Origin of the sequence: Natrinema halophilum (genome assembly GCF_013402815.2) — an archaeon.
GTDB classification, from domain to species: Archaea; Halobacteriota; Halobacteria; order Halobacteriales; family Natrialbaceae; genus Natrinema; species Natrinema halophilum.
Window position 1 is genome coordinate 875925 of the sequence record NZ_CP058601.1, and the last position, 13194, is coordinate 889118.

Here is a 13194-nt window from a genome sequence, read left to right on the forward strand (position 1 = left end):
TCAAACGTCAGGAACTGCCGGCGATAGAGTACCGGCGGTGCTTCGGGAAATCAACCCCTTCAAACGACCCTGCAGCGGAGGCTAGTCATTACTGGAGGTGGCGAGAGGATGCTGGAAAATGCTCGCCAAAGATTTCCCGCTGAATCGATCGGAGACTAGCACTCTTCTTCGTGTGCGGCCAGAACCGTTTCCTGAGACTGTCGCTTATCTGCCCTGTGAGCGATCCACAACCAGATGCACGCACCGAGACGATTTTCAGGTCGCCGATATGGTCGAGATGGCAATGTCAGAAATAAGACACGCACTCCCGGAGTTCAGACCAATCCAGCGTAAAAAAACAGGTGACGTCACACGGGTCCTTTCACCGTGTTCTCTCAGACAGTTTTGATCGCCTCGCTGGACGTTTTGCCGAACAGGCTATCTTCCGTGCAAGCCTCGTCCTGACAGTCCTTGAGAAATATCGGGTCCAGTTGCTGTTTTCAGCAGAGAGCAAGTCGCGAATTTCGATACGGGTACCGGTAGCATTATTATTCCCTACGGTCGAAGTGAACTATATGCGGGTAGAGTCGCTCAACGGCAGTTGGGAGTTCCGGGAGTCGGATGCTGATCGATGGCTTGAAGCGTCGGTTCCTGGCGGAGTGTACACGGACCTCCGCAACGCAGACGAGATTCCAGATCCATACGACGCCGATAACGAACTCGACTTGCAGTGGATCGGTGAATCTGATTGGGTGTATCGACGATCCGTGATTCTCGACGACGCATTTCTCGATGAAGACTGTATCCGCCTGCAGTGTGCCGGTCTCGATACGGTCGCGACGATTCGCATCAACGGTGAAATCGTCGGCGAAGTCGCTAACATGCACCGTAAGTACGAGTTCGACGTCAGCGACGCTCTCATGCCCGGGAAAAATCAGGTGGAAATCACATTTCACTCCCCTGTCAAATACAGTACGCGTTACTCGGAGAGCCACGATTACCCGGTTCCGACGCTCCGGTACCCGAACGACCAGCCGGGTCGAAACTTCATTCGAAAAGCTCAGTGTCATTACGGGTGGGACTGGGGTCCGTGCCTTCCAACCGTCGGTATCTGGCGGGATATCGAACTCCTCGCCTATTCCGAGGCGCGGATCGAGTATACGAAGACCAGACAGGACCACCGCAGTGACGGCGTCGGCCTCGACGTAACTGTTGGCATCGACGCGCCGACGGATGGAAAATTGGTACTCGCAGCAGAAGTCGCCGACGTGACGGTACGCGAAGTTATCAGCGTTGCGGAGGGAGACAACGAGGTTACGGTGAGACTCGACGTCTTTGATCCCGACCTTTGGTGGCCAAACGGGTACGGCGATCAGCCGCTCTATGACCTCACCGTAATCGTCGACACAGAAACCGAGTCGGTGCCGTCCGATACTGACAAAGAAACGGCCAACCGCTCCGTGAAGTCGGCTGACACGCCGGTTCCTCCCGATCCTGTTCACGAGGTGACTACTCGCATCGGCTTCCGTGATCTCGAACTCGTTCGTGAATCCGACCAAGACGGCACCGGCGAATCGTTTACGTTCGAAGTCAACGGGACCCCAGTTTTCGCGAAGGGAGCCAACTGGATTCCGGCGGACGCATTGTACGGACGGGTCAACCGCGAGCGGTACGAGTCATTGCTCGACAGCGCTGTAGACGCCAACATGAACATGATTCGCGTCTGGGGAGGTGGCTACTATGAGCGCGACAGCTTCTACGAGGCATGCGACGAGCGGGGGCTCCTCGTCTGGCAAGACTTCATGTTCGCTTGCGCCCTGTACCCCAGCGATGAGAAGTATCTCGATTCCGTCGAAGCGGAGGTCAGGTACCAGGTTCGCCGGCTAGCTGATCACCCATCGATCGCGCTTTGGTGTGGTAACAACGAGGTAGAGATGGGTCTCCAAAGCTGGTTCAACGAAGTCGACGAATTGGATCAACTGACGGATGACTTCGAAACGTTGTTTTACGACGTGATCGGAAACGCCGTTACCGAGGAGGATGAGACGCGAACGTACTGGCCGGGCTCGCCGTCGAGCGGCTTCGGGATGAAAGATCCCCACCAGACAAACACGGGCGACCTGCACTACTGGGACGTCTGGCACGACGGTGCGGATTTCGAGGAATACGAGACGGTCGAACCGCGGTTCGTCTCCGAGTTCGGATATCAGTCGTTTCCGTCGGTCGACGTCCTCTCCTCGGTTCTTCCTGCCGACGAGCTTAATCCGACCGCGCCGTTGATGGAGCATCATCAGCGAAACGAACGGGGGAACCGGACGATCCTCCAACGGATGGCAGCATCGTTTCGCATCCCGTTTAGCTTCAGCGATTTCGTCTATCTCAGTCAGATACAGCAGGGGCTGGCGATGAAGATTGCTGTCGAACACTGGCGACGATCGAAACCCTACTGCATGGGGACGCTCTACTGGCAACTGAACGATCTCTGGCCCTGTGCATCGTGGTCTTCTATCGAGTACGGCGGTGACTGGAAGGCGCTCCAACATATTGCGCGCCGCATCTACGCACCGGTCCTGCTCTCTACTACAGCCACTGATGACGGCGACGATGTCGACGTCTGGCTTACGAACGACGAGCCCGAACCACTCGAGGGGATCGTAACCGTCGAAGCGTACACCTTCGACGGTGAACTCGTGTGCGAAGTCGACGAACAGGTTTCGATCGCAGCGCTCGACAGCGTTTCTGTCGCGACCGTCGACGTCGATCGAATGGGTGGTGACGTCCCAGTGGAAGACCTCTTTCTTCGCGTCACCTTCGACGGAACCGACGAGACGTATCCTGTATTCGAGTTCTTCGAGGAGTATAAGCATCTCGAACTTCCGGAACCGATCTTGGATATCGCTGTCGACGGGAACGAGGTGACGGTCAGTACGGACGCTGTCGCACTATTCGTCGAACTAGACGTGTCGGTGGATGGACGGTTTTCGGACAACTACTTCCATCTGGCGGCCGACGAGGAACGCACGGTCGCGTTCGACACCGATCGTGACCCCGACGATACCGAACACCGCCTCGCTGAAGAATTGTCGGTAAATCACCTCCGAGCGACCTATTGACTGCAGCGGCCCGTCGACTGAACGAGTGCGTGCTGCTCAGAGAGGACAGTGAACTCGAGGGTTCGAAATTTTGATCGTCGCGACCTGAAATGCGTACTCGGCTACACACTATCTCGCCGCGATCGAGTTGAATCGTGTTCGCGTCAGTCTGTCAGATAATTGCCGTCGGTCAGATCAAACGGTCCACCGCTGACGAAATATCGATGTTTCACGAGGGCATCACCACGACCGATACCTTCGACGACCGCTCTGACCGTGTCAACAGTGTGGAATCGGTTGGTGAGAACGTAACTTTCGTCTACCGGCGAACAAATCCGAGTCGGTTTGAGCCCCGTGTTTCAATCGATGACGGTAATCGTGACCTCGTCAGTGGTCGATTCGCCGTCGTTGTCCGTGGCGGTCAACGAGACCGTATAGGAGCCCGAAGAACGGTACCGGTGGTCGATCCACCAGCCGTTCTTTGTCGTGTCGTCTCCCAGATTCCACGAGAGACACGTCGGCCAGCGTGACTTCCCTGACGTATCTCGTGCGTTGAACGATATCCGTTCGCCGACGCTGATTTCCGTCGTGCTCGGGTCGATTTCGGCGATGGGTTTCGCCGGCGTAGTAGGTCCGTCCGGTTCGTCGGGTTCATCCGGATCTTCGGGCGTGTCGGGAGTATTTTCGGATCTGCCGTGCAAGAAACCGATGATTTCGTCGAAATAGTCCGACGCGGAGTAGGGACCCGAACAGCTCTCGGACCACGCTGGACTGGCCATATTCATCGGAGGGGTTTCCCCGTCACCGTTCCAGGCCCACGCGATTACCGGCCAGTCCAACTCGTTGGCGTGCTGGATCACTGCTGTCGCATCAGTGCTCCCCGGACGCCGGGTACCGAACTCGCCGATAAGACACGGATATCCCTGATCATCGAGGTGATCAAGGTGTTCGGAACGAAGCGACTCGCCCGCGCCTGCATTGTAGGCGACACCGTAGACGTGCGTCGAGATGATGATGTTGTCGTCATCGATCTCGTGTACTCCTTCGGCGGCAGCATGGACGTTCTGTCCATAGCCGGGAGCGTCGACGACGATCGGTTTCGTGTAATCGGTTCCTTTTCGGACGGTGGCAATCGCATCAGTGTACGCTGAGGCCCACTCGCTGGCGCCTACGTCATGACCGCCCCATTCGTTCATCAGGTTGATCGTGAACTCGGCATTGCTCGAGAGGGCATCGTACTGTTCGACCCACCAGTCGGCTGCGTTCTGCAGATACTGCGGATCTGACTGGCCGTTGTGTGGGTAGTGGTGGTAGGTTGCGATGAGCTCGTACCCTTCCTCGTATCCTTCTTCGATCCATCGTCTCTGCTCAGCGACGTCCGCTTGTGACTCACCGCGTTCGGGTGGCTCGAGTTCAATTCGAAGTGTGTGAATGCTGTCTCGGTGTTGGTTCATCAGGTCCCATCCAAGATCCTGGTTTCCGTTACAGTAATACGATGGCTGGAGATTTGTACCGTCGCCGAATCCCAGATCCGTCGCGGACGCTGAAACGGATCCCGATGTGTTGGTCAGTACGGAAGTGCTGATAACAGCACCGGTAGCCGATGTTTTGAGGAATCGTCTGCGTGACACCATGAATACACATATCTATTCGAGGTTGACATATATAATATTAATTGATCTGTATATCTGGTCTTGATTCTTCAATACGGCCGAAAGAACCCTCTCGTTCGACTGATTGGCAATACGAGAGAGGAAATGAAAGGAATACTAAACGAAACACGGAGTACCATACGAATTACCAGAGTGTTTGGCATCTGTGAATCCGACAGACTACGCCCATTGTAGCGGTCGCTATCGGATTCCACACAACTAATCGTTTGCTTCGGAGTAGACTATCAGTATCTTACTGGGCTGGGATAGAACGATCACGTTAGGCAATTTACTGTGACGAAATAAGTTCATTCTCGTCATGTCAGATAGGGTTTCTATCGTAGGAGCCTGGTTACCGTGCGCGCCAAGAATAGGCTATCGCGACGGACGATGACGCGGCCGGGGACAGCCATTGTTGTGGGTGCTGTCACGAGTAACACAATCTTATCTTGTGAGTTCAATGCAATAATACCAGATGGGTTTTCAGTCGCACTGATCGGATATTCCAGTAATAGGGATCGGTTCCAGCGTCTGTAATACTGTATCGCTCCCTCATAAATAGAACTATCTATCCTTCGATTTCTCTTTTTCCGTTACGAGTATCAAATCGCTGGTGGCCACTTTGGGGAACGAACTACCTCAAGCGCATCGAGCGAAACCTAGTCAAAAACCAGATTTGATCCTTCGAAAGTGGCGTGGTCTAATCGCAAACCTGGCCGGGTAGCCGTCCGATGCGTGACGCGTTTTTTCTTGTCCATCTTATGCATTACTAGAACGTCCCGAAATCATACAGATAAAAATACATACATAATATCTCAGGTCTGCCAAATGCGTCGCACCTCTTGTACAACACGTGTCGAACGTAGCGTCTCCCAAGTACATTCCGAGAAGAAAATTGAAACCGGGCATCAGTGTTGGGCAACCGAGGACGTTTGGGTCCACATTGGAGTCAACCACAACATTTGTACTATCGGACGCTGACACGGTCAGTATGACAGGTGACTCGAGCGACCGTCGACAAACAAAGGTCGAGCGAGTAATAGATAAATACGAGCTCGATGGATGGGGCGATCGGTTAGAAGCTGAATGGGTCGGCGACGGTGCGGAGCGAACGAGTCTGCGCGACCTCGCGACCCAGTTCAATCAGGCTGTACTTCGATCAGCAGTGCGCGAGGCGGAGGCATCCGTCCTCGATTCCGACATCGAAGCCCTCTACCAAACGTTAACGGACGATGACGTGTCGCGGTCAGAAGCCGTTCGGAGGCGGCGCAATCTCGAACGCTCAGGGGTCGACATCGACGACGTTCAATCGGATTTTCTCACCCATCAGACGATCTATACCTATCTCACGAACGTTCGCGACGCCTCTCTGCCCGACGAAGACACCGAAGACCGCGTCGAACGAAAGAAAGAGACCATCCAACGGTTAGCCGGTCGAACACAGGTTGTTACAGAATCCACGCTCGAGGAGTTGGGTAACGCCGGTGAAATCGCTGCTCGAGATTACAACGTATTCATCGATGTGCGCGCTATCTGTGGCAACTGTGGGGCAGATTACTCGGTCAGCGAATTACTCGAACAAGGTGGATGTGACTGTGACGTCGTCGCGGTTCAATGACGACCATGGCAGAAAGACGATCGTAACCAAATAACATTTATATTGAGCGACGAGAAGAGGACCCCATGTCATCCCCAGAGTCAGTCACCTCGTCGATTTCCGTAGAAGCGGAAAATATTGGAGGTATCGATAGTACCGAGGTATCACTCCAGCCCGGCGTAAACGTTCTGACTGGCCGGAACGCGACGAATCGAACCTCGTTTCTCCAGACGATCATGGCAGGTCTCGGCAGCCGACGGTCGTCGTTGAAAGGAGACGCGGACGCTGGTCACGTCGAGTTAACGTTCGACGACGAACAATACACGCGATATCTCGAGCGGCGCAACGGAGAGGTCGTCTTCGAGGGCGACCCCTACCTCGATGATCCGGAACTCGCAGATCTCTTCGCCTTCTTACTCGAGTCCAACGAGGCGCGCCGAGCCGTCAGAAGCGGCGACAACCTCCGCGAACTCATCATGCGCCCCATCGATACCGATGAGATCGAGGCCGAGATCAGTATGCTCGAGGCCGAAAAGCGCGACCTCGACGACCGCCTCGAAGAACTTTCTCGTCTCGGAGGCGAACTACCGGACCTCGAGGAACGACGAGTCACACTCGAAGAAGAAATCGACGAAACGGGCGAACAGATATCCGATCTTGAAGTCACACTTGACGAGTTCGATCTAGACGTCGATGCAAGTCGTAACCGAAAAGAAGAGATCGAATCAGCGTTTGCTGACCTCCAGGAAGCCCGGACGGATCTCGAATCGATCGAGTACGACCTTGAGACCGAACGGGAAAGCTACGCCGAACTCGAACGAGAACGTGACGATCTCGAGGATGAACTCGAGTCGATCGACGAAGACGACGAGTCGCCGGATCGTCTCGAGGGTCGTATCCAGGAACTCCGCGCTCGAAAACGATCGCTCGATACGACCGTGAGCGAACTGCAAAGCGTAATTCGATTCAACGAAGAACGCCTTGCCAATGACGGGTATGATCTCGAACTCGATGCTTCGAGTCCGTCAGACAGCGACGACGGAGCGATAACAGAACAGCTTCTTGAAGACTCTGATGATATCGTCTGTTGGACCTGCGGTTCACAAGTGGACCGCGAGCGGATCGACTCGACGCTCGAACAACTGCGCTCACTCCGACAGACGAAATTGGAGGATCGGAACGATTTGCAAGAGCAGATAGACGAGATCTCCGCCCGTCAGAAGGAACTGCGGAAACAAACCCAAAAGCGCAGCCGGATCGAAGAGCGGCTTTCGACAGTCGAAGACGAACTGGAACGTCGCGCACAACGAATCGAAGAACTCGAGGCAGATATCGAAGAGCAACAAGACTACGTCGACGAACTGGAGGAAAACGCCGAAACGTTCGAAGATACCGCATACAGTGACGTTATCGAGACACATCGTGAACTGAATCGCCTCGAACTCGAACTCGAGAACCTCAAAGACGAACGCGACGAGGTAGAAGCCCGTATCGACGAAATCGAAACAAAGGTCGATGAACGGAGCGATCTCGAAAGCGAACGGGAGAGCCTCGACGACGAGCTTACTGATCTCAGAACGCGCGTCGATCGGATCGAGGAAAACGCTGTCGATGCGTTCAACGAACACATGAGCTCGATCCTTTCGATCCTCGAATATCAGAACATTGATCGTATCTGGATCCAGCGCCGCGAAGAGACTGTCCGAGAAGGCCGCCGAAATGTGACACGGACCGCATTCGACCTTCATATCGTCCGCTCGACTGAGGACGGAACGACCTACGAAGATACTGTTGATCATCTCTCCGAGAGCGAACGCGAAGTTACGGGACTGGTCTTTGCGCTCGCTGGATATCTGGTCCACAACGTTTACGAGGACGTCCCGTTCATGCTCCTCGATTCGCTCGAGTCGATAGACTCTACGCGAATCGCCGAAATCGTCGATTACTTCGAAGAGTACGTCGATTGTCTCGTCGTCGCCTTGCTCAGAGAAGATGCCGAAGCCCTCTCGGACTCATATAAGTATGTCCGTGAGATCTGACACGGCTTGCCCGAACCGTTTCATTCGTCGTTTCTCAATATAGTTATTATTTCATCCATCGAGTCCAAATCCGCAATAGTAGCTGTAGAGAGCGCACAGTTGGCGTCACAAACAACTAGTAGGTGTCGAAAATAACAGCTCGTCGAAACAGATATATCCCAGCTACCGACCCCACTCCTTCAGTGTCCGTCCGGACGAAGTGGCCAGGGGTTTCTATTTATTTTTGTATTGTAATGCTGACTCGTGATTTCTCAACACTCCTCGTCAACCCCCCAGATGTCGTTACTTCCCCCGTCGTCGTTCCAAACAGCTCCCCCGTTTTCAGAACTATTGACGTTTTGCATCTCTGTTTGTATCACGTTTTCGTCGGACCTGGCCGATTCACACATCGAATTAGACGTGTTATTGGGGTCTCGGTCGCTGGAGACGGTGTCTCCCCAGCTCTCTCGCGTGTCAGAGCCAGTGTCGCTCCCGGTCTCTCGGGTGCTGGAGTCAGTATCGCCACTGGGCTCTGGCGTGTCGGAGTCGATGTTACTCCCCGATTCTTGCGTATCGGAGTCAGTGGTGTCTCCAGATTCGGCAGCCGAACGGTCGTCTGTGCGTTCCGTATTCGTACTGGTAGTTTCGACTGCCTCGTCGTTCAATCGTGATTCGATCCACGTGAGTATCGCTTGCGTCCCGTGGTGGGGCGCGGTGGTGTCTCCCGCGAGTTCAAGCGTTGGCGTGTACGTGACACCGTCCCTTGCAGCTTCGGCACTGACTTGCTCGACCTCGGCATGGTACTTGCCCGAACGGACTCGGTCGGCGATTTCGTTGGCGTTGGACACGCCTGCGGACTGTGCACGCGACGCGAGCTCGTTGTAATCGACGTACCCGCTGGGCGGGTCATCGAACGTCTCGGCGAAGAATTGCCAGTAGCTGTTTGGGTCTTCATCCCACGCACCGAGGCCCATGGCCGCACAGCGCGGATCGCTCCCCGATATGAAGTACGACGACGTGGTGCCTGGCTCGTATGCGAGATTGTAAAATTGAATTTTGAGCCGACCTGTTTTGACGAATTCCTCGATGATAGCGGGGAAATTTCCGGAAACAAATCCTTTCGTGTACGGACATTTGAAATTCCCGTATACTATTGCTGTCGGAGTCTCGCCGTCGTCGACGCCCATCGTGGGATACGCATATGCGTCCGGCGAGTCCGGAATAGGGGCAGTTGCAACTGTCGATGCTGTCTGGGCAGTGGCTACCCCCGTTGCACCGACCAGTGCTGCCGTCCCCGTTGCAGTAAGTACAGTTCGACGCTGAAGGCGTGTCTCTTCCTTCATTTCTCCTTTTTGTCCACTCACCATATACATAAATAGAACGTATCGTTTTGATAGTTTGTACGACTCAATCGCGGTTTGACCGGTTGCAAATCGTGAACTATCTCGCATTTTCGATCAGGGGAATCGATTCAGATCTCGACAGATCAATACGTGCAACTATCTTTAGGTGGCGATAAGGTCGTTTGATATTGCAAACTGACCGAAATTCGACGGGTGTCAGAAGCTTCGATGAGAAAAGGCTTTACTGAGTTCGTTATGGACGGTAGTATGAGGCGTCGGCAGATGTTAATCGCCAGTGGGACCGTCGTCGCGGCGACCGCTACAGGAGTCATGAGTCAACCATCCGGCGACAACGCGCTTCTAACAGTGGCCCGAGAGCCCGGGAGTGCTACCGAGTCGTCGACCGCAACTGAGACGATTCTCTCCGGAACCGTCCACGAGACGACGGTCTTCGAACGTGATGCACCGCGAGACGGCCCGACGGCAATGATCTTCGGTGGTGTCCACGGCGACGAACGGACTGGAATTGAAGTCGCACGCGATACCACCGAATGGTATCCCGATGCAGGAACGCTGGTCGTCGTCCCTGAAACCAATCGTATCGCCGTTGATGAGAACACACGAGAAGGCCCCGAAGGCGATCTGAACCGCCACTTTCCGGCCGGAAAAGAGCCCGTGAGTGACCTCGCGCGCGGTATCTGGGACGCCGTCGAGCGCTACGACCCCGATGTTGTTCTCGACCTCCATCGATCACTCGGCATCGCAGGTGTTCACCAACAGTACGTCGGCCAAGCCGTCTACCATTCGTCTGATTCGTACGGCGACGAACTCGCATCGTACTTAAACGACGTGGCGGTACCCTGGTACATGCCATTGCACCGCATTTCGGCACGGCGAACCCATAGTGGGGGGCCATTGCTCTTTCAAAAGGCGATCCGGGACCTCGACGCAACGGGATACCTTTTCGAAACGACGGATTTCATGCTCGATCGAGATACGAGAAATGAACACACACGACTGGCGGCAGCGAAGACACTCGCCTTGCACGGCCTCCTCGAGGTGGGTAACAACTGATGAACGAATCAATTCGGCGTGCGCTTGCGAGTCCCATCACAATCGCTACCTATGGCGTACTGGTCGTTCCACTGGCGATCGGCTGGTTCGAGACAGCACTACTAACACCGCTGGCGCTGCCTGGATATCTGATCTACGTCCTCGGAACGGCCATCGGTAATGCAATTTCACCAGGACTCAAACTCAAGTTCTATTGGATACCGTTTCTCGTCGGCTGCTACGCCATTGCCGTCGTCGTCGGCACGATATACGATGTATTGCGTGGCTAAGCGCATGTTACCTCAGACGGCAGCAGATCGCCATAGCTCGCACGATCCAGACTAACTGGTGGAACGGTGGATTTTACGATATTACTCTCGTAAACCCTTTTTCTCTCGTCGGCTTGGATTCACCGAGAAAGGAGATGCCGAGACGATCATAGCGCGACGTTTGTGTGGTCGGTTCAGGGTCAGTTTTAATTGCCCCTCCTACCAGCTCCCATAATAGATATTGAATGTGATATGTGTATATCCAGTAGACTTCACTCGACTGAATTTACAATTGGCATATATGTGAGTATACAATAATAGTATGGTCTGGTTCGAGTTCGTATCCCGTCTCCAGTGTTCGTTTCTGTTCGTGGAGTACCGTTACCAGTCGGTTTCAACTGTCGCCATGAAGCGGCGGATACTCCCGAGAAACGGTGATAAGAGGTCAAACATCGAATTGTATCCAGGATGTCATTTCGCAAATCCCGGATAAATACGACGATTCATACGTCTGCGGTTCCCTCGTTCTAAGGTCACAAGAGTTTCTTTTTCACTTCGATCAATTGTAGCTACGGTCGGATCGCCGTGGCTATTGCCAACCCATGAGTTGCATATTTATATTGGTATGAGTTGCAACCTCTCGGTATTCTAGTATTTCATTCACGCAGTTCCATTCTCGTCTGCTGAACGAATAGACGTGATTCCATGCTGGGGTGGTAGCTGAACGAATCACTCCTAATCAAAACGACCGCGATTTATTGTAGTCGGAGTCATAAAATCCGTACACAACGGGGTGCCACCAGTTGTTATGACTCGAGACAATCGATACTCGCAGAGCGGAGATGGCCGATACAAACTGTTCGGTGTCTACGTCTCGACGGACATCTTCGACGCACTTGGCGAGTTTCTGTACGAGGAGGCAGGCGTCGTCGACTACGGAGAGTACTTCGATCAGTCACAATCGACGGTTCCCACAGGCGATCCTGGCGCCGATGCAACCGATGGACTCGTTTCGAATCTCGTCGCTAATTTCGCAGATCTGTACGACGAGGCAGATTTCGATGCCGCTCGGCGTGTCGAGGCCGATGCATTCGTCCTCGCTCATCTCGCAGCTGCCCCGCAAACGGTAGCGAGTGCCCGCGAACGATTCCAGGCGGCCGCTACGATCCAGGATTCGGACCTCCGAACGGTCCACACGGCGATCCTATCGGCAGCCCTTCCCCCGGGAGAGACGTGCGGAGGCTGGTAACCAAAACGTTGGTATCTGAATCGCCTGAGGTAATCAGTCCAGTATTGTTAGAAGTATCGGTAGTCGTTGAAAGTCACTGTACCCCCCGCTCGCCAGTTCGCGGCCAGCGAGCATTCGCTGGCCGCAGCAGTGCGAGCGGGGTAAATCGTTTCAACGACTCTCTGGGACCGTGATTGATCACAAAGAACTGACCTGTCCATCGATGCCGAACTGCTTTCTCTCTGCTACCGTCGCGACCCCTTCTCCCCGCTCACTGCTTTCATGGTTCGTTCGTCGAGAGACGCGCTTCCTGCTTCGACAACGCGCATTGTACCACTGGGTAAGTATCTAGGAGAACCGTACCGGGATCCCGAGCGGTGGGTGTTTCAGGTTCACAGTTCTATCACCTGAGAACTACGCCCTCCTGGTACGGTGAATCCCACAATATCGGAATGATGGACTGCTGGCGGTGCCAAACCGCCTTGATCCTATCTTCGACAAGTCTAGATTCGAGGGATCGGCTTTGCCGCCGAGAATTCACCACCGCGTCAACGGACTCGGGGATATCGTTTCGCATGCGTTGGGCAAACGCCACGTTGGCACTCGCTTCGAGCATCTGGCGGTCACCGCCTGCTCTTTCTGAAATTGCCGCGTTGCGTGGGCGGACAGGCCGCCTTCGAAGCACGGTTCGGAACCCGCTCCGTTCCGACCGATTCCTATCGGCGATGACCACAGACTGTCACTTGAATGGTAGCGTTGGAAACTCGGGAGAGGCGTCCGAAGGGTGGATTGTCTGCCTCAGTAACGGAGCGCACCCACGGCCTGAAGGCCGCAGTATTCCCGCCTGTTTATAAAGGGCAAGGAGAATACCCCCGCCTTTAGGCGCGGGATGAACCCGACAATATTCTACACAGTCCCCGTACAAACGCACGTCTGGATATTCCACACTTTAATCCGAACTTT

Annotated in this window: 8 protein-coding genes; 6 read left to right on the top strand and 2 right to left on the bottom strand. The window is 54.4% G+C overall.

The window, feature by feature from the left end:
• Positions 1-554: 554 nt before the first annotated feature.
• Entirely contained in the window at positions 555-3092 is a 2538-nt protein-coding gene (locus HYG82_RS25030; RefSeq protein ID WP_179259840.1) for a beta-mannosidase, read from the top strand.
• A gap of 338 nt (positions 3093-3430) precedes the next feature.
• On the opposite strand, the gene HYG82_RS25035 is transcribed toward HYG82_RS25030, so the two are convergent.
• Positions 3431-4525, bottom strand: coding sequence for a cellulase family glycosylhydrolase (locus HYG82_RS25035; RefSeq protein ID WP_179259841.1), 1095 nt, complete (start codon positions 4523-4525; stop codon positions 3431-3433).
• 1189 nt (positions 4526-5714) lie between these two features.
• Between HYG82_RS25035 and rdfA the strand changes: the two genes are divergently transcribed.
• Complete coding sequence (gene rdfA, locus HYG82_RS25040; protein ID WP_179259842.1) at positions 5715-6341, top strand: rod-determining factor RdfA; 627 nt, start codon at positions 5715-5717, stop codon at positions 6339-6341.
• Positions 6342-6406: 65 nt separating this feature from the next.
• On the top strand, positions 6407-8359 hold the full coding sequence (locus tag HYG82_RS25045) for an archaea-specific SMC-related protein (RefSeq protein ID WP_179259843.1): 1953 nt from the start codon (positions 6407-6409) through the stop codon (positions 8357-8359).
• A 251-nt stretch (positions 8360-8610) separates the two neighbouring features.
• Here HYG82_RS25045 and HYG82_RS25050 read toward each other — a convergent pair whose 3' ends face one another.
• Entirely contained in the window at positions 8611-9681 is a 1071-nt protein-coding gene (locus tag HYG82_RS25050) for a DsbA family protein (protein WP_179259844.1), read from the bottom strand.
• Between the two features lie 267 nt (positions 9682-9948).
• Here HYG82_RS25050 and HYG82_RS25055 point away from each other — a divergent pair, with 267 nt between their 5' ends.
• The 3 genes from HYG82_RS25055 to HYG82_RS25065 all read left to right on the top strand — a co-directional run bounded on the left by HYG82_RS25055 (position 9949) and on the right by HYG82_RS25065 (position 12252).
• Positions 9949-10755, top strand: coding sequence for a succinylglutamate desuccinylase/aspartoacylase family protein (locus HYG82_RS25055; protein WP_179259845.1), 807 nt, complete (start codon positions 9949-9951; stop codon positions 10753-10755).
• On the top strand, positions 10755-11024 hold the full coding sequence (locus HYG82_RS25060) for a hypothetical protein (RefSeq protein WP_179259846.1): 270 nt from the start codon (positions 10755-10757) through the stop codon (positions 11022-11024). Before HYG82_RS25055 ends, HYG82_RS25060 begins: the two co-directional genes overlap by 1 nt.
• Before the next feature lie 787 nt (positions 11025-11811).
• Positions 11812-12252, top strand: coding sequence for a hypothetical protein (locus HYG82_RS25065; protein WP_179259847.1), 441 nt, complete (start codon positions 11812-11814; stop codon positions 12250-12252).
• Positions 12253-13194: the final 942 nt, after the last annotated feature.

Excerpts from the sequence above, each read along its gene's own strand:
- HYG82_RS25030 (WP_179259840.1), top strand. The coding sequence starts at position 555 with ATGCGGGTAGAGTCGCTCAACGGCAGTTGGGAGTTCCGGGAGTCGGAT.
- HYG82_RS25035 (WP_179259841.1), bottom strand. The coding sequence starts at position 4,525 with ATGAACCAACACCGAGACAGCATTCACACACTTCGAATTGAACTCGAG.
- rdfA (WP_179259842.1), top strand. The coding sequence starts at position 5,715 with ATGACAGGTGACTCGAGCGACCGTCGACAAACAAAGGTCGAGCGAGTA.
- HYG82_RS25045 (WP_179259843.1), top strand. The coding sequence starts at position 6,407 with ATGTCATCCCCAGAGTCAGTCACCTCGTCGATTTCCGTAGAAGCGGAA.
- HYG82_RS25050 (WP_179259844.1), bottom strand. The coding sequence starts at position 9,681 with ATGAAGGAAGAGACACGCCTTCAGCGTCGAACTGTACTTACTGCAACG.
- HYG82_RS25055 (WP_179259845.1), top strand. The coding sequence starts at position 9,949 with ATGAGGCGTCGGCAGATGTTAATCGCCAGTGGGACCGTCGTCGCGGCG.
- HYG82_RS25060 (WP_179259846.1), top strand. The coding sequence starts at position 10,755 with ATGAACGAATCAATTCGGCGTGCGCTTGCGAGTCCCATCACAATCGCT.
- HYG82_RS25065 (WP_179259847.1), top strand. The coding sequence starts at position 11,812 with ATGACTCGAGACAATCGATACTCGCAGAGCGGAGATGGCCGATACAAA.